Origin of the sequence: Psychrobacter sp. 1044 (assembly GCF_904846525.1) — a bacterium.
Lineage (GTDB): Bacteria > Pseudomonadota > Gammaproteobacteria > Pseudomonadales > Moraxellaceae > Psychrobacter.
Map to the genome: position 1 here is coordinate 99,135 of NZ_CAJHAZ010000011.1, position 22,300 is coordinate 121,434.

The following is a 22,300-nucleotide window of genomic DNA, read 5'->3' on the forward strand; positions in this document are numbered from 1 at the left end:
TTTAGAATGATTGTGAATCAAAAGCTTACCAATGGTAGCTGGCGCCAAGTAACCACTCGCGATTATCAATGGGACGGTAGTCACTGGTATCGGTGACATCACGCTGCACATCAAAGATATTATTAATCGCTGCATACAAGCTCAAGTTTGCAGTGGCGTCATAATTGAGCTTGCTATCGAGCGTCCACCAAGACGGTGAATATGCTTGCTCGCTGGTACTAATCAGCTGTTTGGATTCATAATTGAGGCGCGGGATCAGCTGTAATTTGTCATTAAGCTGATAATCTAGTGCCAGCATCGCTTTGTGATTGGGCTTATAGGTCAGCTCGGTATCGGTGACATTGTTATGCGTCTTGAGGTAAGCGTAGCTGGCTTGTAGTTTGGCGCGCTCGTCCACTTGCCAATCAATGCCAATATCGCCGCCATAGGTTTTGGCACTATCGACGTTCATATATTTATAAATGGCGATATTTCCCTCAAAGCTCGCATTGTCTTCATCGGTCTGAATCAGGTCATCTATCTCGTTATAAAAACCATTGACCGTCAAATTCATGGTGTCGCTCAGCTGACCTTGATAGCCGATCTGGTAACTGGTTGAGGTTTCAGGCTGCAAGTCGGGGTTGCCCATGACTTTATAACCCAAATTGCTATGGTCAAAGACGTAGTATCGTTCTTTTAGATTGGGCACGCGATAACCACCGCCAATGCTGCTACGAAAGACATGGTCGCGCCCGCTTGCATCCAAATGGTTGTATTTGAGTGACACTTTTGGTGCAGTATGGCCACCAAAGTCTTCATCGTTTTGATAGCGAACACCGCTCAACACTTCCCAGTTATCGCCGATCAGCCAATCATCTTGTAGATACAGCTCACCGACATCACGGCTGACGTCATCGCTGATAAGCTCGCTGACTTGGTTTTTCGTTTGGCTTAACTTGTCTTGCTGAACCTGACCGCCGACTTGGATAAGATGAAGGTGCTTATCGGATAGCAATAGCTCAGGTAGATCGATCTGGGCTTGTGCCAACGTCGTACTAATCTCTGTATCACGGGCACTAGTGATGGCTTGCTGTGTTTTAGTATTGGATGCACTTTGATATTCCTCATGCAGCGCTTGAGCGGACAATCGATAAGTCCTGCTGCGATCATCGACATGCGGCGCGATATCAGCGCGTGCACCGATACTAAAGCGCTGCTTAGTAATATGCTCATCTCTTTGCTGTGCCAAATAGCGCGGCGCGACATAATAATTAAAACGGCTGATATCGTCTTCTTTATAGTGGCTGGCTTCTAGCCAATATTGAGAGTTTTTGACCAGTCGGCTATCGTTGCGGTCATTGTTATTACCTGATGTGTCGTTACCGTCAGGGCGGTAGCTGAGGCGGGCGCTGACTTGTGATTGCTCGCTGGCATCTTTTAATCTGGGCCATGCTTCATGGTCTAAGCTCAAACCATCATTGTCCAGATACGAGCCTGATAGACGCGCGTGAAAGCGCTGGTTCTTATCCAATGCCCCTTCCACGCTGGCTTCTACATAGCGCTTATTAGCATCTAGCTTTTTACCAGAGGGATTTTGCTGCCCATTGCTGGCAATCTCGGTGGTGATATGTCCTGTCGCCGCGCCAATGGGTTTGGTTATGATATTAATGACGCCGCCCATCGCTGCACTACCAAACTGCGCTGATGCCACTCCTTGCACCACTTCTATTTGCTCAATATCCATATTCATATATTGATTCAAGTTTACTGTCGAGCCAGTGCTTGCCGTAATCGGCAAACCGTCAATCAACACTAATACTTGATCACCTGTGAAGCCTTGCATGCTGACTTCGTAACCTGTCTTGCCGTGGACTTCACGTAAGTAGACATTGGGCAACAAGGCCAGCGCTTCTTTTAAAGTATGCGCATGGTTGTCATCAAGCTGTTGGCGACTAAGTACTTGCAGGACAACTGGCGCATCACTTAAAGCGCGCTCAGAGCGAGTTGCCGTTACCACGATAGGGTCTAAACGTGTGCTCGGCATGGCTGCATCGTCGGTCATATCACCATTCGTCTCTGCGAAAATTGGCGCTGCTTGGGCTAAAACTGACGTGAATGCAAACAATGCTAATGCAACACTTATGGCTAATGGGCTACGACGCAGCAGTGAGGGATGGGTGTCTAGTCCCGTATGAGTCAACGATAAATCAAACGCTAAAATTGACATAAATAAAACAGCCATCGTAAAAGAGAAAGTAAGAAAGTCGCGTTGCTTAAAGACCTTTTGCTACAAAAAGAGCGATCTAAAGCGACCGTTTCATAGTATTAATTATTAAAGGTTTGGTTACTTGATTCACTAGATTAAGTAACAAAGTCCAGACATAGTATTTCAAACGATAATAATTATCAAGATGTAAATGATAATTATTATTATTTACAAAGTGAGAAAATGTTGCCATAATGATTTCGTCCGAAGCCTAAAGACAGAATTATAAATGATGAAATAGAAGCGATAATTGCCAAAAGTCTGCTTGGTAAATACACTCTTGCTGCATCCTTGCAAGCACTGTAGTACAGCAGGCATTGGTTTTATCAAACATCAATCATCATCGTCGCTGCTATTTTCTGAAGATATTCATATCTCAATACTATATAGCCAAGATCATTGGCTTTTTTACTGCTATTCATTTTATGGAGACCATCATGAGTCAACCGTTATCGTTAACCAAAAAAAATACTGAGCTGTGGCAACAGTACCAAGCATTAAAAGCAAAAACACCGATGTTATTTCCCACAGAAGGAGCGGCTGCGCTAGGCATCAGCGAGTTTGAACTGATGTTAGCATCCCCTTATAGCCAGTATATGGGTGATCAGTGCAAAACTGTATTAAAGCAATTTGAAAACTTTGGTGAAATGGAAAGTATTGTTAGAAACGAGCTGGCCGTGCATGAAAAAACCGCGCCATATCATAATCTTAAGCTTGGCGAAAAGATGGGATTGGCACTCAATGTGGGTGGTCTAGATTTGCGATTTTTTATGTGGCAATGGCGGCATATGCTGGCGGTAACGGATACCAGCCGCGCGGATAAACCGTCTTATAGTATTCAGTTCTATAACGCCCAAGGTGCTGCTATCGACAAAGTCTATCTACGAGAGTTAAGCGCTGAGAATATTGCGCGCTGGCAAGCAATTATTCAGGAGGAGCAGCAAACGGTGAATAATGAGACGCTGACGTTAGAGGCACAAGAGCCGATAAATGACTGGCGTTACAAGGCGCTGGGCGAGGCGGAGAGTGCGCAGCTACAGCAAGGCTGGCAAGCAATGACAGATGTGCATCAGTTTCATTCATTATTAAAAAATCTCGATATAGATCGTGCTAGTAGCTACCGTCAAGCACCAGAGCAGATGACGCAGCAGCTTAATATTAGCGCGGTCGAAGCGGTATTTGAGCAAGCACGCGATGTCAAATGTCCGATTATGATATTTGTTGGTAATAGTGGTCTGGTGCAGATTCAGACAGGAACGGTACAGACACTCAAGCGTATGGGCGATTGGTTCAATATTTTAGATAAAGATCATAATGACTTTACGCTGCATTTAAAAGACAAAGCATTGGCGCAAGTGTGGAGCGTTAAGCGCCCAACCAAAGACGGCATCGTGACTTGTATCGAAGGTTTTGATGGTCACGGCATCAGTATCTTTAGCGTGTTTGGTCAGCGAATTGAAGGCACGCCTGAGCTTGAAGCATGGCAGCAAATTGTCTCGACGGTTATCGAAGCGCATCCATATGCAGAAGCCTTAGCACCAGTGGTTATGGCTGAAGAAGAGAGCGTGTAAACCCGTCATAAAAAATCAGCAAATTTTGCGATATTGACACTAACATAACGGATAAGCCATAGCTGTTGTGTGAGTTATTTGGGATGCTTAATACACGTTAATGGTTCTGTTAATAGTGTCATTTTTTACGTTAGCAAATTAGGAATGCTTATGTCTTCTGCATTATCAAAAACAGTAATAACTCACGCAGTGATAAATAAAAAATTGATGAGTCGTGCTATCAGCACTGCTGCCATTATTGGCGCATTTGCCGTGCCCTCACTTTCTGCCCAAGCTTATGATCGTATTGTCGCAATGAGCCCCGATGTTGCAGACGTCGTAGTGGCACTAGGAGCGACCGATAAATTGGTCGGTAAAGATGCGACCAATCATAATCCAGCGTTAAAGAATGTACCAGCCGTGGGTATGCACCGTAATATCACTGCCGAGTCAGTGTTGGCGGTCAAGCCTGATTTAGTGCTCGGCAGTTATATGGTGCAGCCTGCGAGTATTTATCAGCGCTTAAACGGCTTAAAAGTTAAAGCCGTCAATGTCGCGCCCAAAGAAGAGGTAAGCACCTTTGCCAATAGTATTAAATCTATCGGCAGTTACGTTGATAAAAAAGCTGAAGGGTCGCAGCTTGCGAAGCGTTGGAATACAGGGATGAGTCCAATGGCAAAAACTGGTAAGCGCTATTTATTAAGTTACGATGGTCGTATTGTTGCAGGTAAGGGTACGGTAGGGGATGAGTTGATTCGCCGAGCTGGTGGGATTAACGCTGCAAACGTATCGGGGTTAAAACCTATGTCCCGTGAAGGCTGGCTGGCCGCCAAACCCGATGTGATTATTATTGCCGATCATAATCAGGCAGTGGTTGGCGGGGTCAGTAAATTTAGTAAACGTCCAGAGATTGCAGCAAGTGCCGCAGGCAAGAAGGGCGGCGTACACTTTTGGCCAGCCGATGACTTTCTGCGTTATGGCTTGCATTCGCCTGACGTCTTAAAAAAGCTGAACGCTGTAGCAAAATAGCCTAAGAAAAAATACTTTATCTCATATTCAAAAAAATGACATCTCACATGGCAAATACGATTTCTGCTTCTATCTCTACACAAACTAGAAAACATAAACCTAGCATCTACTATATTACTGCCGCTGTCATATCTTTGTTGCTAATTTGGTTGGCGCTTGGTATTGGCTTTGGCGAATGGTCAAGCCCTAGCCATCTTGACGATACTATTTGGCAGCTGCGTTATCCGCGTGTGGTGACGGCATTACTGGTTGGTATGGCGTTGTCAGTTAGTGGTGCAGCATTACAGGCTTTATTTGAAAATCCTTTAGCGGACCCTAGCTTAATCGGTACATCAGGTGGCGCAGCGCTTGGTGTTGTTTTGGTTCTGGCATTGGGGTTTGGCGGCATTGGAATACCGCTTGCGGCGTTTACCGGAAGCGTATTGGTCTGTTTATTTATTCTCGCTTGTCATCGGTTTTTGGGTGGTGGGCAGATGGGCTTGCTGATATTGGGATTTGTCATTAGTGCTTTTTGTGCCGCTGTCGTCAGCCTGATTTTATTCATGTCTGATGACATGGTGCTGCGCTCCGCTACCAATTGGCTGTCAGGCAGTATGGCAGAAGCGGGCTTTGTACCGCTGCGATATTCAATTATTTCTATGGTTTTAGGCTTAGCGATTTTATTACCGTTAGGTCGCCAGTTGGACGGGTTGATGCTCGGTGAGGCAGCCGCTAAGTCCTTGGGTATCAAGGTGGGTGTGGTTCGTTGTTTGGTCGTGATTGCCTCGGCATTATTAACAGGGGCAGCGGTGTCTTTAGCAGGCGTCATTGGTTTTATTGGCATGATGGTACCAAACCTGCTGGCTATTCTGTTTGGCGGCGGACGTATGCGTCTCATGATTTGGTCTGGCTGGCTTGGGGCGATATTATTACTCGTCATTGATGGCGCGGCGCGGCATGTTGCTTATCCAGTGGATGTGCCCGTTGGCATCGTTTTAGCGTTGCTTGGCGGTCCATTCTTTATTTGGCTGTTTGTACGTAGTAGCCGCCGTTAATTGGAGAGAGTATTTATGTTTCATTCGTATTTTACGGCTACATCAAAGACATCGCTAGCAAATCGAGAAAGCAATATAGATAGTAGTAATATCAAGAGTAGTGATGCAGGCGAGCTGTTGTCGATGCAAGATATTCATATCTCGCACGGTCATAAAACATTGTTAAAGATAGACAAACTAACCGTGCCAAGCCAAAAACTGGTCGCCTTTATCGGACCAAATGGCGCAGGTAAAAGTACGTTGCTGCATACGGTTTTAGGTCAACACACAGGAACCGCGCTTAAAACGGATGGTCACATTACGATTTACGGTCAGCCAATCAACGAGGTCATGAATGATGGTCATATCGCTTGGGTTGGACAACATGAGCGTTTTGAGCTGCCGTTAACGGTATTGGATTATGCGCTGTTAGGAGTCTCGCCAAATCTTGCATGGTATCAGCGCCCAAATAGCCATCATGTTGAGCGCGCGCAACGTTTACTACAGGATTTTGAGTTATCAAGTTTGGTCAGTGCCCGCGTGCAAACCTTATCAGGCGGTGAAAAACAGCGCTTGGCTATCGTGCGTGCACTGATGCAAGACACTAAAATCATGATGTTTGATGAGCCGACCAATCATCTTGATATTCGCCATCAGCGTTTTTTACTTCATTATTTGCATAATTTGGTGCGACATCAACGCAAAAGTATCTTAGTTGTGTTACATGATTTGACCCATGCGCATCGCTATACTGATGAAGTGGTATTATTAAATGGGGGAGAAGTTGTTGCACAAGGAACGCCTAGTAAGGTGATGACACGCTCGCAATTAAGTGATGTTTATGATGTCGATATTAAGGTGCATCAGACTGAAGATGGCTTGGTGTTTGTATGATTCTGAGCACTTGAGTTATTATTTTGACTTTACGATAGGCATTTGATGATCAACTTGGCTTTTTAATCTGTATCTATCGCACTGATTTATTCGGCAGTAAAAAACCCTTCATGCTATATAAATAATAGCATGAAGGGTTTTTTTACATCTTAACTATTGTAGTGAAGCAAATATGCTTAATATAACCATACCAACAGGATGATTTTCAGTTAATAAATAATTTTAAACCTAAAAAATTTTGCAGTAAACTCGCATAACGATCGAATTTAGTAGAAACTGTAAACCACTAGGTATTTGTTCTGAACGGGAGAAACTCATTGCGCTCTATTCCTTATAAACTGATTGTTAGCGCACTACTGCTCATCATTGTTGCGGGCTTTTTTGCCTTTCGTTGGTGGCAAGGCCCACTATTACCAAGCTATAGAATATCTTCGATGCCTTTGGTGCAGACGGTCGTAGCGACTGGACGGGTCGTTGCCGTATCAAATACTGACATTGGTAGCGAGATATCAGGTGTCGTATTAGAGCGACGGGTAGCAGAAGGCGAACAAGTCGCTGCAGGAGATTTATTGTTGGTACTAAGCTCCGATGACGTTGCAGCCCAAGTGCGGCAAGCAGAAGCCGAGTTGGCGGAATTGATTAGTAGCACTCGTCCACAAGCAATGGTGGACTTGACCAATGCCGAAGTAGCGTTGGCGCAAGCTGACCGTAATGTCGAGCGTAGGCGCGAATTGGGTGCTATCTCGGCCATCTCTGATGAGGAAATGGAGCAAGCGATTCAAGCCCAAGCCCAAGCACGCAATGACCTTGAAAATGCACGCCTGAGAGCGAATGCACTCTCCTCTGGTGGTGTTGAAGAAGATTTATTACGTGCTCGTATCGCAGCATTGCAGGCTCAGCTCAATAAAGCGCAAGTACGTAGCAAAGTATCAGGCACTATTCTAACCCGAAATGTAGAAATAGGCGATTTGGTACAGCCAGGTCAGAGCTTGTTTACTATTGCCCTCGATGGTAAAACTGAAATAAGAGTACCGCTTGATGAACGTAATTTATCTCGATTGGCTTTGCAGCAACCAGCTGTCGCTATTGCTGATGCCTATCCGGATAAACCGTTCCCCGTACGTATTAGTTTCATTGCACCAAGTATAGATCCGCAACGCGGTACGGTAGAGGTGAGATTGTCCGTCGATCCTGTACCTGATTTTTTGCGTCAAGATATGACGGTATCAGTGAATATCGAAACGGATCAACGCGCAAAAGCCTTAGTCATTCCTAATGATGCACTAGCCAATGTTAAAGAAGACAGCGCCGAAGTATTATTATTGCGTGATGGTAAAACACAACGTCAAGTAGTGAAATTAGGGTTACGCGGGCTGTCAGCATCAGAGGTGCTCTCAGGACTGAGCGCAGGTGATGAGATATTGGTTGATGCGACAGTCTCACTGGCTGATGGCGCACGAGTTAGAACTGCGCTTCAAGCAGCACCTTTTGCCGCTCCTGATGCTGACAAGATGAAGACTATAAGTGATAAGAGCCAAGCAGCGGAGACAGTCAATTGACGGCTTTTTTCGGTAGACTATGGATTGATGCCACCATTGCCATCAGTTTTTTACGCGAGGGACGAGTACAGTCGTTGATGATTACTCTGGGAGTGGCGATAGGTGTTGCCGTTATTATATTTATCACCGCACTCATCCAAGGATTACAGACCAACCTTATTGAAAGCACCCTCGGCAGTCAGGCACATATTCGCTTAGTAGCGTCAGACGAAGTCAACCTAATAGCGCCGTCTGCTGAGGATACACTGCAACTGATACAAGAAGACAAGCGTCCACAGCGGCTACGTTCTATTAATAATTGGCAGCAAATCACTGACACGCTAGATCAACTGCCCTTGTTAACTGCCGTATCGCCAAACGTGTCTGGGCCTGGGTTTGTCCGGCGTGGCGAAGCATTAGAGTCGGTGATACTAGTAGGTACTGATTTAGAGCGCTATCAGAACATTATCCCACTTGATGAATACTTAATCAGTGGTGAGCTGCGAGTGGGCGCAGATAATGTATTGATTGGTAGTGAACTGGCTAAAGATTTGGGTGTAGAGGTCGGCAGCAAATTACGTTTGGATACGGGTCAAGACAGCAGTAGCAGCAATAATCTGAGTAACAGCCTTGGTAGCAACCTTAGTAACAACAGCGCTGTAGTCAATATCGCTGGTATATTTGAGCTCGGCGTACGAGAGCTTGATGCGCGCTACGTGTATCTAGACCTAAAACAAGCGCAGTCATTACTCAACCTACCGGGCGGTATCACAGTCATTGATTTGACGGTTGAAGATATCTTTGAGGCGGAGGAAATCGCTGCACAAGTGGGTCGTTTGACCTCACTGCAAGCAGAAAGCTGGATTCAAACCAACGCCCAACTGCTGAGTGGTCTCACGGCTCAAAGTTTATCTAGCAATATGATTGTCGTTTTTGTGGCGATTTCGGTGGCTTTTGGCATTGCCAGTGTGCTGTCGGTCAGTGTGGTTCAGCGTACGCGCGAGATTGGTATCTTACGAGCCATGGGTGCAACTCGTCAGCAAATCCTACGAATATTCTTAATTCAAGGGGCTATATTTGGCTTGTTAGGCTCTATTGTCGGTAGTGGTGTCAGCTATGTATTGGTCTGGTCTTTTAATACTTTTGGGCCCGACATATTTACAATTCCCATATCAATAAATCTGATCTTAGTGACTATGTCGTTAGCCACACTAACTGGTGTTATAGCAGCCGCTATTCCAGCGCGGCGCGCAGCAGCACTTGATCCAGTGGTGGCTATTCGTTATGTCTAATCATGATTCTAGCGACACTTTTAACAGTGACTTTAACAATGTTTCTGTCAATCCTTTTAATAAGACGTCAACTCATATGTCCAGTCAATCTCACGAAGTTCTGCGTTTAGAGGCACTAAAAAAGTCTTATAACATCGGTCAACCTAATGAGATTGAGGTGCTGCACGGTATTGACTTAACTATCAGCACTAACGACTTTGCCGCCCTGATTGGTCCTTCTGGTTCAGGTAAAAGCACTTTGCTAAATGTACTAGGGTTACTAGATCAGCCAACCAGCGGTGAGCTATATCTGTTGGGTCAAGCGACCAGTGCTATGAATGATGCTGGTCGCACCGCTTTGCGTGGCAGTAGTATTGGCTTTGTCTTTCAGTTTCATCATCTGATTCAAGCGTTTAGCGCATTAGACAATATCTTAATGCCGCTAACATTGACAAGGGGTCGTCCAAATAAGCTTGCTATCCAAAAAGCGCGCGAGCTACTGGCAGCGGTTGGGTTAGAGCGCTTCGCTGACAGTAAACCTAACGAGCTATCAGGTGGCCAGCAACAGCGTGTTGCGATTGCACGTGCCTTGATAACTGAACCGGCATTGCTATTGGCTGATGAACCTACAGGTAATCTGGATACCGTGACGGCAGGGGAGGTGTTTGAGCTGTTCCGCAAAGTCAATCAGGAACGTGATTGCGCGGTATTGCTTGTCACCCATGATCCACGCTTGTCAGCATCTTGTGATCGCACGATTAATTTGGTCGATGGTCGTATTGATAGTGATAGTTTAAATAATCAAAAAATATCGTAGTGATAATAAAAGTCATATTGGCGGATTACTTATCTGCTTAACAAAGATTTCTATCAATACCGCCGTCAATATAGTCATTCCACTATAAAAGCATTACAGCGTTAGCCTCGCTTGAAGTATTTAATATACATCTACACTCGGTTGCCTTGTACTACTTTTAAATTGAATCGACTATAGTGACATCAATAAAGGTAGCGGCTTCGATTGTATGAAATCTCATAGAAAACACCCAATAATCAAAAACCCTTTTTTATAAAAATTTAAGGTAAAAGCTAAATATATCTATATTTCTAGGTCAATGTATCCGTGTCATCACCTTTAGAGCCATGTTCATTCAAAATGATTTTGTTATCTATTGTTAAATACCAGTAGATGCTATGTATAATGCAGCACTAGCATAGCTTTCACTCAGTATGGCTTTCACTCATATGCCTTTAATAAGAAGATTACATTATGTCAAACAAGCGTCCTTTATATATTCCCGTTGCAGGGCCCGCTCTTTTAGAGACTCCTTTACTCAATAAAGGCAGTGCTTTTTCATCAGAAGAGCGTGATAGCTTTAATTTAACTGGGCTATTACCTCATAACATTGAGACAATTGAAGAGCAATCACTACGCGCTTATCATCAACTACGCTCATTCACTAATGATATGGATAAGCATATTTACTTGCGTAACATACAAGATACCAATGAAACCTTATTTCACCATCTAATTGAGCAGCACATTGAGGAAGTCATGCCGCTCATTTATACTCCGACGGTTGGTCAAGCATGTGAAAAATTCTCGCAAATTTATCGTCGTAAACGCGGTTTGTTTATCTCATATCCTGAGCGCCATAAAATCGATGACATGCTGCAAAATGCCACCAAGCAAAACGTGAAGGTAATCGTTGTCACTGACGGCGAACGTATATTAGGTCTAGGGGATCAAGGTATTGGTGGTATGGGTATTCCCATTGGTAAATTGGCGTTGTACACCGCTTGTGGTGGTATTAGCCCAGCTTATTGCTTACCAATTTTGCTGGATGTCGGTACCAATAATCAACAGCTACTTGACGATCCTATGTACATGGGCTGGAGAAACCCACGCATTTCTGGTGATGAGTATAATGAGTTTGTCGACTTATTTATTCAAGCCGTTAAACGTCGTTGGCCAGAGGCATTATTACAATTTGAAGATTTTGCCCAAGAGAACGCGACACCATTATTGAATAAATATCGTGACCAATTATGCTGTTTTAATGATGACATTCAGGGTACTGCTGCCGTTTCAGTCGGTACCTTGATTGCAGCGTGCTTAAATAAAGGTCAGAAGCTTAGCCAACAAAAAATAGCATTTTTAGGCGCAGGGTCTGCTGGTTGTGGTATTGCTGAGCATATTATTCGCCAAATGCAGCGTGAAGGGTTAACGGAGGCGCAGGCTCGCAGCCAAGTATTTATGGTTGACCGCTATGGCCTGCTTACTGATAACATGACGGAGCTACAAAAATTCCAAGAACCGTTAGTACAAAAAGAATCCGCTATTGAAAGCTGGGATAAAAGTAAGAAACTCGGTTTAGCGCAAGTGGTTAAACAAGCAAAAATAACCGTATTATTCGGCGTCAGTGGACAAAAAGGTCTGTTCACCCAAGAGGTGATCGAATCTTTGTGTGTTAATACTGAGCATCCTATTGTATTACCACTTTCAAACCCCACGTCTCGTGTGGAAGCAACACCGCAAGAAGTGACTAATTGGAGCAAGGGTAAGGCAATTGTTGCAACAGGTAGCCCTTTCCCTCATACCACTTTTGAAGGTCAGTCTTTCGAGGTTTCTCAGTGTAATAACAGCTATATTTTCCCCGGTATTGGTCTGGGTGTTTTAGCAGCACGGGCGACGGGTATCAGCGATAATATGCTCATGGCGGCAAGCCAAGCCCTTGCAGATATCTCAATGGAATACGAAAAAGCACCTGGTGCCATCCTACCGCCTATTAAAGTCATCAGAGAGATCAGTGAAAAAATAGCGTATGCAGTGGCATTGCAAGCGGCTCAAGATAAGCTAGCACTACCTATCACAGCGGAGAATTTACAACGTCGATTAAAAGCGAATTTTTGGTTGCCTGAATATCGTAATTATCGCCGTACTTCTTTCTAATGTTAGAAATTAGATATAACAAATTCTAATATTAAGCACATTATCGAAGTAAAACACTAAATGAAAAAAGGTTGCTAACGCTATATTACATATAGTGTTGGCAACCTTTTTTACTGCTATCCAATCTATTAGATTAGCAAGTTTACTTTTACCAGTTTTTCAGCATAGTTCAATGATTGTTTTCTATTAAATTCTAGACAACAAAAAACCCTTACAAGTAAATGCCTGTAAGGGTTTGAATTTGGTGGGCCCAGTATCAACCAAATATCAATATTAAGTTATTGATTTATAATAAAATATTTTATGTTATTCTATCTTATACCAACGGTTATACCAACAAAAAATTCAGGATGCAGTTTAAATAAATCCCATTAGTTAGATGAGTTTTATTTGAAAGTTTATTGTAATATTTGGTTAAAATTGATCTTTTTAAAGATAGAGCTACATTAATATTTAATTATCAGTCTAGAAGCTAATAGTATTTTAGAGAGAAGTAATATAGCCCCCTATGGCAGGATAGTTGTCACCCCTAAATAATAATTCCAAAGGGGACAATGAGGACACATCATGCCAGAATTATTACATAATGATTATCATCATCAAACTCAATTGGGTAGCTTATAATTTTGCCGTCGCTCTCGGATAAGGTTCTACCAATCTCATTGATATTAATCGATCACAGTTCTTCGCTTTTTAACTATAGTCAGTCCTAAATAAAATAAGTACAAGTATTATAATGCGCTACTGGTATTCATTTTCCTTGCTTGCTGTGCCTACGCAGACAGAGGCTGCGCAAACTTAATACCAGTAGCTCTGTGTTCATTTTACAGCGGATCGCCTATATCTCAACGAGTTTGAATTGAGCAACATAAAGTGAAGCTAATCGTTTTTAAGTTCTCCGTTATATTAGTATATGAATATCAGCATCCAGCATATTGAACAATAGAATCAGAAAGCCTTTGATGTTTAGAGCATCAATTTAGGTATCTTATTATATTATTTGGTATTACACATAAAATATTAACCTAAGATATTTTCAAAAGCCCATTGTAAATAACAAAAAACCCCCTATTAAGTAAGGATTAGAAACAATTCAGTGTGTAGGGGAGATGAATGGTGGGTTCTAACAAGCTTGAGGATAGTTATATTCTATTGGCAGGTAGTATATCGTCTAAAACTGATAACGCTAAGATTGAGTTAGCTCATAATTTTGTAGAAAATTTTGTAGAAAATGTTATTGAGTTTGGAGGAGGGTTTGTTGTTTATTTATCGGGTGAATGTCTAAATATTAATAATAAACCTCTTCTATTTGATTGGAGTATAGTAAGTATAATCGACAGATTATTGCCAGATGCAAGTGAGAAAGTACGATTAAAAGTAGTGGCTTCTGATAAGGTATTAAAAGAGAAAGCGACGGCTGAGCAACGAAGGTTACTTAGTAGTATGGTTAACAGGGGGCTAGCATCCAGAGTTCATATAGAAAGAAAAAAATTAACTGGAGGAGCCATTGTTGATGAACAGGTTCATATTTGCACTGAAATGGTGTGTCTAGGAGGTGGTAAAGGCGTATTTGGAAGAGCTACAAAGATGTCAGATAGCTCACTGCCTGTCATAGCGCTTGATTTAGAAATTGGTGGACTTAGTGATGATGGCAATGGCGCACTTGATGTGCTTGAAGAGTTCCAAGAAAATCCTGAAAAATACTTACCTCATACTGGTGCTGAGGTTTTACAATTTTTAGATTCTTTATCCTTAGAGTACTGTGTTCAGTCTTATTCAAGTATTGCACAAAGAATTATTGATATATTTTACAATGAAAAAATAGCCCAGATTGAAAGCTTACCGCCCGATGTGCTGATTATCACTGCTATTGGTGTCGAGCTCGCCGCTATAAAGAGAGTGTTAGATATTGACGACAGCACCGCAGCTAATAAAGTGAATAATAATTTAAATGTGTGGGATACCAAAATAATTTGTGCCGATGCATCAGAAATAAAGTGTGCTGTGGCCATTTTAGGTGAGGCAGGCATTCCTAATGCAGCATCAGTTACATCTACACTAATAAAGGCGTTACAACCTAAAAATATAATTATGCTTGGGATTGCTGGGGGAATGCTTGGTAAGTTTGAACTTGGAGATGTTGTTTTTGCTGAATTAATAATAGGATACGAAGGTGCCGCTTTAATTGCAGATAATCAAGTAGAGCCTCGACCAAAACACTATAACTTGAGAACAAGTATCAGACAAGATATCAATGCATACATAGGTAGTAATGACCAGTTAAGTGAGAGGTTAACTTATGCAAGAGAGTTTCATAATATTAAAATAAATAATCAAGATGCTAAATCCCAAACTATAACCCCCAAGCTAGCTACTATAGCTAGTGGTAATAAGCTTTTTAGAGATGAAGAAAAGTTTAATGAACTAAAAAAAATACATGGAAGAGTAGCTGTAGTAGAAATGGAAGGAGAAGGAGTATTTACTGCTTGCGAACAAAATGACACGCCTGTTTTAATGATTCGTGGCATAAGCGATAATGGTAACGATAATAAAAATGATGATTATCATAATATAGCAGCTACAGCCGCAGCCATTGTTGCTAAAGATTTTATAAAACACGGTTTAAGTTTAAACGTTTAAATAATAAATTTAATAGGAAGTAAAATGCCATTATTGAATAAAGAGCTTCAGTACTACGATAGTAATATCCTTCGCTTAGAAGAAGATAGAAGAAAAAAATATCATGAACAAGTTGATAATTTGATAAAAAATCTACGTAGAGAGATTAAAAATCAATCTGAACTTAGAATTGTAAGAGTAGTAAAAGCGGGTTCTTTTGCCAAATATACAATATTAAAGAAAACTAATGAGGATCAGATTGACGTTGATCTAGTTTTCTATATTGATGATGAGAACCACAATAGTGACTCATTTAAGGAATTGATTGAGCTCATTCAAGAGCTTTTAATAAAAATTTATCCGACTAAATCAGTAGAAGACTTCGAAATTCAGACAAGAGCTACTTCCATATCTTTTGTTGGTAGTGGTCTTGACGTTGATGTTGTGCCTGTTATTCAAGATAGTAATAATTTGGATTATGGATGGCAATATGACCTAAATACAGGAGGTAAAAGTCTTACCTGCGCACCATGTCATATAAAATTTGTACAAAATAGAAAGGATGAAGATAAGCATTACCGAACATTGGTACGTATGGCTAAACGTTGGAAGAATAGGGCTAAACCAAAAGGGCTAAAGTCTTTCCATATCGAATTAATATTAGCATCTATACAAGATAATAAAGGACCAACTGTAAACATAGAGGAACGTTTTCGAGCCTTCTTATTATATATTGCTCAGAGTAACTTACAGGAACGTATTGATTTTAAGGAAAATAGTTCGGAAACGCAGATATCTTTCTATGATCCTGTAGTAATCGTTGACCCTGCTAACCATCAAAATAACGTAGCATCACGGATAACTGATTCTGAAAGAAAAGAGATTGTTGAAAAAGCTGAAGAAGCTTGGGAGTTAGCAAACTATGCTTCCACAACAGGAGATTTAAAATTATGGAAAGAATTATTCGGTAATACCTTTAAAGTAGAGGGTTAAAATGAGTGTATCTAATTCAAGCACTGTAACCAGTTCTTATACGATAGCTGATGTTGCAAAAGTTGTAAGAAGTATCGAAGCTGATTTAGTAATGATAGCTAGTAGTACAGAAGCAGTTTCAGAAAATAAGGCTAGAGAATACGCCCATGATATCGAGCTATTGGCTAAAAGTGATTACTTAGCTAAGGTTGATTTGACTCTAATATCCGCTTCAGAAAATGAAGTTAAAGCCCTTACCTATTTGTTTATTACTGAAAATGCTTCAGGTTCAGCTAGACCTGGCGGGGTAATGTGGCCTTATACTCCTAGTGGAAGACTTAGAGTTATCTTATCTTATACTGATAAGTATCGAGCGCAAAGAGATCAAGCTAAAAAACTACCCTTAAAAATAAAATGGAGCCCTTCATATGATGATACAAGTCATAGTAGCTTATCTTCGTCGGGCAGTCGTGGCTATAGTAGCAATGGATTTGGCGCAAATAGGAATGATTATTCATGAGTGATTCAACTGTTTTTGAACAAATAACTGATCTACCAACAAGAGACTTAGATAAAAAAGCTGGCAAGCTTTTGGGATTTGAAAGTCGTTACCAACGTATTAAAAAGCAGTTGCAAATGCTTCTTCAGCCTGAGGAACTTGAAGCATGGAGTGATATTCATCATAAGAAAAAATTGGCTATATTAGAGTTGCTGTCTGACCAATATCCTCTAGCTATTTTCTATGGAGATGTAGGTACTGGTAAAACAGCCAATGCCGAGGCGATTGCCAATAAACTGGCTCGCGATGCTAAAATCGAAGACGCTATACTATTTAAATTAAGTAATAAAGTACGTGGTTCGGGCAGGGTGGGAGAAATGGGAACTTTAATTTCTCAAGCTTTTGATGAGATTACAAGGTCTATTGGTACAGGTGATGGACGTGCTTTTCTAATTATTGATGAAGGTGATTCCTTGGGCGCTTCTAGAAGTCAGCAGCAAAGTCATCATGAAGATAAAGTTGGTGTTAATACCATGATTCAATCCATTGATGACCTAAGAAAACATGGAGGTAGAATATTGGTGGTTTTATGTACTAACCGATTGGATTCACTTGATGCAGCGTTACGTAGACGTGCTTTGATAGTAGAGGAGTTTACGCGCCCTTCTAGACAAGAACTATATGATTTGTTTGTTCAAGATTTATCGGATTTAGACGTAGAAGAGCATGACATAGAAAAATTAGTCGAGCTAACTATGCCTACAAATAGTAGTCCTGGTTGGTCGTATTCCGATGTACGTACTCGTCTATATCCAACCGCTGTAGCTTCGGCGTTTCCAGATTCACCGTTGACTATGAATCATTTATTTGACGTTGCCGCAAGTATGCAACCTTCTCCGGTCATGGCTGGTTAATATTTAAAATATAATAAGGGCTTAAGATGACAAAGAAACCAGAAGTATTTATTTCAGTTGATATTGAAACAGCAGGGCCGATTGTCAGTGAGCACAGTATGATGACTATCGGAGCGTGTCTTGTTTACGAACCTGAAATTAATTTCTCTATTATGCTTAAGCCGATAAGTGAAATGTTCATTCCTGAGGCATTAGAAGTAACAGGTTTGACATTAGAACAAACTGAAAAAGAGGGTTTCACTCCTATTGAAGCTATGAAGAAGTTTAGTACCTGGATCAATAGCAACGTTCCTAAAAATTATAGACCTGTGTTTGTTGGTTTAAATGCGCCATTCGATTGGTCATTTATTAACTATTACTTTTTAAAGTATATCGAGCATAACCCTTTTGGCATAAGCGCTATAGATATAAAAGCAGTTTTTATGGGAGCTACTGGTTGTAGTTGGTATGATACTAAGTCGAGCTCTATTGATAGAATGGTTGCCCCTAGTTTAGAAGGCAATCACGATGCTTTAGCCGATGCTAAATATCAAGCTGAGCTATTTAGATTGGTATATACGTTAAGTGAGTCTAAGGGACGTAGCTTAGAGTCAAATGTCTCTGTAGAGAGATGACAAATCTGTTCTGTGATTAAATCACGAACTACAAAGTAGGGATGTCTATGACCAACGGAATAAGCTCTGAGCAAGCCTTTGAGCATGCATGGAAATATTTTGAATTGCACTCTAGCCAAAGAACGATTTTATTTAATTACTTTTTATTTATTATAGCGGGTTTGGGTGCAGGTATTGGAGCAACTTTACAAGCGTCTAATGATCTTTTATACATTGGTACATTTTTAAGTATATTCGTTGTTTTAGTATCTATTGTTTTTTGGAAGCTAGACCAGAGAACTTCATTTTTAGTCAAACAGTCAGAATCAATACTAAAAAAATTAGAAAGTAATTCAGATAGCACTATTGGTATATTTATAAACGAAAATGCAAATTTAATTAGAGAAAATAATAATCGAAACTATTTTAGCAAAATACTAACCTATGGAGCTGTATTTAGATTTACTTTTGGGGTTACAAGTTCTGTAGGAATTGGTTTGGTTCTTTTATTCGTAACAAAAATATTAGGCTGCTTGACTTAACAAACCCCGATATTAATAGCGTCACCCAAGAAAAGTGAATTTCGTACTCCAGCCCTTTACACTGTATAGAGAATAGCATATAGAGCTTTTCCGACTTGTCAGAGCAAGATTTTTCTATGGTATATGCAGATATTGATGATATTTTAAACACCATAATTTTGAGGGACTTACCACCTAATAAGTTATAGTTTCAATAAGAACTTGACCTACTTTAGCGTTAACTATTTCTAGTATCGATCTCAATTTTCAGCATAGCTCAAACTGACTACATCAGTATATTTATACCGACTCTAATGCTTGCTGGCATGCTTGAGCTAAATAAGGGTCAACACTGTCCTGTTTGAGCAGCCATTTAATATAGCCAGTACCTTCAGAGCTCGCAGCTAAATCTGCAATAGCCTCACCCTTATGCTTACCAAAACTTAAGTGTGTGGGTATACGTGCCATTTGACTAAACTCATATAAGTTCTCCACATCACTTATCTCATGACCTTGACTGTTAGCCATATCAATCAGACTACCAAGCACTAGCTCAGTGAAGTAGATGTCAGCAATGGCAGCATGCGCGTTCTTTGCTTGAGCGCGCGCTATATCACGGTGGAAGTGATAGAGAAGGGATACTAGCTTATGGCTCTCAAGCGTAGGAAGGAGAAAGTTAGCCATCGCATTGGTACAAATTAACTTAGGCTCATGGGTCACGCCAGCATTTTTGAGAACGGCCATGTCAAAATCAATATTGTGGCCAATTAAATACTTAACACTACTAGGTAGTCTGAAGTTTGTATGAGGTGGTTCATCCGCCACATCCTCATCACAAATGTGTGATATCGCCATAGAACCTAAGCTGATTTCTTTTAGGGGATTAAAGCGCTTCGCTCTTGGCGCTTGTAACACAGTCACCTTGCCATTAATGATATCAACGATAGAGTAGGCCGCTTCAGTCATGTGCGGTTCAATCAGCCCTGTGGTTTCTGTGTCGAGTATATATGTGGTCATAATTGGCCTTAGTAGTACTTAATTTGATATGAGATATTTACTTTTTACGAGCTTATCTAATTTATCAGTACTGTATTAGCTACTAGTGATATCTTGCTTCACCTTATGCTACCTTCAGTCGGAATATCATAGCTGTTACTCAATGACTTTCAGCTTATTGACTTCAGTTACTATCATATCTATTGTCGAATGAACCTCTGCAATCGTAGTCATTCGTCCGACACAAATTCTAAAGGCGCATTCGGCGACTTCCTTTGCTACACCCATCGACTTCATGATAGGCGAGTATTCACGATTTAAACCATCACAAGCAGATCCAAGCGAAAAAGCAATATTTGGTTGTACGTTGTTAAGAAGTTGCATACTATCAATATTTTCAATCGCTAAGTATAAGTTACCAGGATGGCGATCATCTAAGTCGCCAAACACTTGGATTGCAAGAGCTTGATTCAAACCATTTAGTAAAGTATCTCTTAGTTCTGTCAATCGTAAAATCTCCGCTTCTTTACTTTCATCTAATACTCTAGCTGCTTCGGCAAATCCAACGATGAGCGGCACAGGTAACGTGCCAGCACGAAGTCCAGCTTGTTGACCACCACCAGAAATTATGGGCATAAACTCAGGATTCTGAAGATGCTTTGAGTACAAGAGACCAATACCTGATGGCCCATATATTTTATGAGCAGATAGTGTGAGAAAGTCCACTTCCAAATCGTGACAGGCGATATTCATATAACCCGCTTGTGACGCATCGACATGTAACATCACATTATAATGCTGGCACAGCTCAGCAACTTGATAGATAGGCTGGTTTGTTCCTATAACGCCATTGGTCATAGTGCAAGAAACCCACAGAACATTATTCTGCTCAAGTTTATTCTTCATATCTTGTAGATAAATAACACCTTCTGATGTAACTTCTAAATAAACCAAATTAAGATTATATTTATCAGCGATTATTTCTAACGGGTTTAAGACGGATTTATGTTCTAAATGACTAGTTAGGATAGTATCTGCTTGCGGGCTTATTTGTTTGGCAATGGGAATGCCTGAATAGATAGCTAAGTTGTTCGCTTCAGTGGCACCTGAGGTAAACAAGAGGTCTTCCTCAAAGCAGTCATATATATCAGCGAATGTCATGAGGCTATCACTGACTAATGTTTGTTTTTTCCAACCAAACGAGTGTCCTTCTGAATGAGGGTTGCCAGGCTGAGACCATACGCTTTGCATAGCTTTAATAACTGATATATCGCATGGAGTATGTGAATTATAGTCTAAGTATATGTTTTTCATAATATTTTCATTATTTATTTATATGGGGCAGTCTTTAAGATGAAAAGACTAGAATCTGATTACATAAAGATAGTAACATGATATACTCTTGCATTGGAGAGTTGTTCCAATGCAGAAAACAACTAGACAAGTTTATTATAATTTATATGGATTGATTGATATTTATGCGTTACTTTGCATCTTTGATAGATAATATAAAACCAACTCTTTCAGGCCATGATACCTTCCCACTGAGATATGGCTGGTTAAAAAAAGTTCATGATCAAATTGCAATACAGTCGGAATCTGAAGAGATCGAAAACATATTCTCTCAAAATACAGCTATTGCTGACTTTGGTGTTGGTAAAAATATGTTGAATGCTATGCGGTTTTGGTCAACACAGACGGCTATGATTATCAGAGATAACAGCGCTTATTATAATACACAGCCTACTACGATAATTGATGAAATTTCGAAAGACGGTAATGTAGACGCAACTAAACAACTCAACTCTTTTTATAACGCTGAAAATATTTTTTCTGATCATGGTTTGGATCCTTATCTAGAATCGCCTTCAACCATTTGGCTATTGCATTTGTGCCTTGTCACAAACCCTAATTTAATGACCTATTATTGGCTGTTCAATATCAATACGAAATCAGAGTTAAGCCGCGAAGAATTTGCTCGCTTATTAAAAGAGTTTTTTAAAGACCATGGCCTATCTACTCCTTCAGATTCAACAATAAAAAAAGATATTGAATGCTTGATTCAAAATTACACAACGAAAACTCGTAAAGCGACTGATGATTTTGAAAATGTATTAGAAGGCCCACTAGTAGAGCTTGGGCTATTGACCCGTGTTAATAAACAAAACATTAGAGCGCTACGAGGTGAGAAGAACTCTTTGACACTGCATGTTTTTGTTTATGGATTAATTAACTGTTGGCAGATTCATAATGGGGCAGCTGATACCTTGTCGCTAGAGATGTGCACTTATGACGAATGCTCTCCAGGTCGGGTATTCATGTTGGATGAAGATGCGATTATAGATTATGCAGAGCAATTACAAGACTCTAAATATTCGCTGGCTTGGACTCAGTCTGCTGGGATTCGCCAATTTCAAATAACTGATGGTAGTAGTCTTGATGCCATTTTTGAGCAATGCGTAGAAAATATCCGAAATGAAGACTATAGCCACTAATAGATCCTGAAAAATATTTAATCACCATATTTTTAATAAATTAATTATAGAGTTATAAATAGTCATGAATAATAGCCCTAACTTAGATAACTACCTTATTGACCACATCGAGCGGAACCAATATTTTCAGCGGTCTATCAATATCTATGCTGATAGCAACGACAAAGGTCCTATCAGTAACTTTTACTGTACTGCTTC

At 40.8% G+C, this 22,300-nt stretch carries 18 protein-coding genes; 15 read left to right on the top strand and 3 right to left on the bottom strand.

Annotated features, from left to right (window positions below):
• Positions 1-25: 25 nt before the first annotated feature.
• Positions 26-2,206 (bottom strand): TonB-dependent receptor plug domain-containing protein, encoded by a 2,181-nt coding sequence (locus tag JMX82_RS09400; RefSeq protein ID WP_201540351.1) that lies wholly within the window; start codon positions 2,204-2,206, stop codon positions 26-28.
• Between the two features lie 476 nt (positions 2,207-2,682).
• Here JMX82_RS09400 and JMX82_RS09405 point away from each other — a divergent pair, with 476 nt between their 5' ends.
• The 14 genes from JMX82_RS09405 (at position 2,683) to JMX82_RS09470 (ending at position 18,632) form a co-directional block, all read left to right on the top strand.
• Positions 2,683-3,816, top strand: coding sequence for a ChuX/HutX family heme-like substrate-binding protein (locus JMX82_RS09405; RefSeq protein ID WP_201540352.1), 1,134 nt, complete (start codon positions 2,683-2,685; stop codon positions 3,814-3,816).
• Between the two features lie 150 nt (positions 3,817-3,966).
• Positions 3,967-4,824, top strand: coding sequence for a heme/hemin ABC transporter substrate-binding protein (locus JMX82_RS09410; RefSeq protein WP_265089316.1), 858 nt, complete (start codon positions 3,967-3,969; stop codon positions 4,822-4,824).
• 47 nt (positions 4,825-4,871) lie between these two features.
• Positions 4,872-5,858 carry a FecCD family ABC transporter permease gene (locus JMX82_RS09415; protein WP_201540353.1) on the top strand — a complete coding sequence of 329 codons (987 nt, stop codon included), beginning with the start codon at positions 4,872-4,874 and terminating at the stop codon, positions 5,856-5,858.
• A 15-nt stretch (positions 5,859-5,873) separates the two neighbouring features.
• On the top strand, positions 5,874-6,731 hold the full coding sequence (locus JMX82_RS09420) for an ABC transporter ATP-binding protein (protein ID WP_201540354.1): 858 nt from the start codon (positions 5,874-5,876) through the stop codon (positions 6,729-6,731).
• 317 nt (positions 6,732-7,048) lie between these two features.
• Complete coding sequence (locus JMX82_RS09425; RefSeq protein ID WP_201540355.1) at positions 7,049-8,290, top strand: efflux RND transporter periplasmic adaptor subunit; 1,242 nt, start codon at positions 7,049-7,051, stop codon at positions 8,288-8,290.
• Positions 8,287-9,561 (top strand): ABC transporter permease, encoded by a 1,275-nt coding sequence (locus tag JMX82_RS09430; RefSeq protein WP_227676558.1) that lies wholly within the window; start codon positions 8,287-8,289, stop codon positions 9,559-9,561. Before JMX82_RS09425 ends, JMX82_RS09430 begins: the two co-directional genes overlap by 4 nt.
• A 76-nt stretch (positions 9,562-9,637) precedes the next feature.
• Positions 9,638-10,357 (top strand): ABC transporter ATP-binding protein, encoded by a 720-nt coding sequence (locus JMX82_RS09435; protein WP_201540356.1) that lies wholly within the window; start codon positions 9,638-9,640, stop codon positions 10,355-10,357.
• 453 nt (positions 10,358-10,810) lie between these two features.
• A complete protein-coding gene (locus JMX82_RS09440) occupies positions 10,811-12,493 on the top strand; it encodes an NAD-dependent malic enzyme (protein ID WP_045446305.1) in 1,683 nt (560 codons plus the stop codon).
• A 1,113-nt stretch (positions 12,494-13,606) separates the two neighbouring features.
• Complete coding sequence (locus tag JMX82_RS09445) at positions 13,607-15,133, top strand: phosphorylase (RefSeq protein WP_201540357.1); 1,527 nt, start codon at positions 13,607-13,609, stop codon at positions 15,131-15,133.
• A gap of 24 nt (positions 15,134-15,157) precedes the next feature.
• A complete protein-coding gene (locus JMX82_RS09450) occupies positions 15,158-16,105 on the top strand; it encodes a CBASS oligonucleotide cyclase (protein ID WP_201540358.1) in 948 nt (315 codons plus the stop codon).
• Between the two features lies 1 nt (position 16,106).
• Entirely contained in the window at positions 16,107-16,604 is a 498-nt protein-coding gene (locus JMX82_RS09455) for a hypothetical protein (protein WP_201540359.1), read from the top strand.
• Positions 16,601-17,497: an AAA family ATPase gene (locus JMX82_RS09460; RefSeq protein WP_201540360.1), complete on the top strand. Its 897-nt coding sequence runs from the start codon at positions 16,601-16,603 to the stop codon at positions 17,495-17,497. The genes JMX82_RS09455 and JMX82_RS09460 overlap by 4 nt, the downstream gene beginning before the upstream one ends.
• 26 nt (positions 17,498-17,523) lie before the next feature.
• Positions 17,524-18,111 carry a 3'-5' exonuclease gene (locus JMX82_RS09465; RefSeq protein WP_201540361.1) on the top strand — a complete coding sequence of 196 codons (588 nt, stop codon included), beginning with the start codon at positions 17,524-17,526 and terminating at the stop codon, positions 18,109-18,111.
• Between the two features lie 47 nt (positions 18,112-18,158).
• Positions 18,159-18,632 carry a hypothetical protein gene (locus tag JMX82_RS09470; protein WP_201540362.1) on the top strand — a complete coding sequence of 158 codons (474 nt, stop codon included), beginning with the start codon at positions 18,159-18,161 and terminating at the stop codon, positions 18,630-18,632.
• 279 nt (positions 18,633-18,911) lie between these two features.
• On the opposite strand, the gene JMX82_RS09475 is transcribed toward JMX82_RS09470, so the two are convergent.
• Together JMX82_RS09475 and JMX82_RS09480 are read right to left on the bottom strand one after the other, a co-directional pair.
• Positions 18,912-19,628 (bottom strand): 3'-5' exonuclease, encoded by a 717-nt coding sequence (locus JMX82_RS09475; RefSeq protein WP_201540363.1) that lies wholly within the window; start codon positions 19,626-19,628, stop codon positions 18,912-18,914.
• Between the two features lie 135 nt (positions 19,629-19,763).
• Positions 19,764-20,921 (bottom strand): cysteine desulfurase family protein, encoded by a 1,158-nt coding sequence (locus tag JMX82_RS09480; protein WP_201540364.1) that lies wholly within the window; start codon positions 20,919-20,921, stop codon positions 19,764-19,766.
• Between the two features lie 164 nt (positions 20,922-21,085).
• Here JMX82_RS09480 and JMX82_RS09485 point away from each other — a divergent pair, with 164 nt between their 5' ends.
• Positions 21,086-22,102: a DUF4007 family protein gene (locus JMX82_RS09485; RefSeq protein ID WP_201540365.1), complete on the top strand. Its 1,017-nt coding sequence runs from the start codon at positions 21,086-21,088 to the stop codon at positions 22,100-22,102.
• The last annotated feature ends 198 nt before the right edge of the window (positions 22,103-22,300 follow it).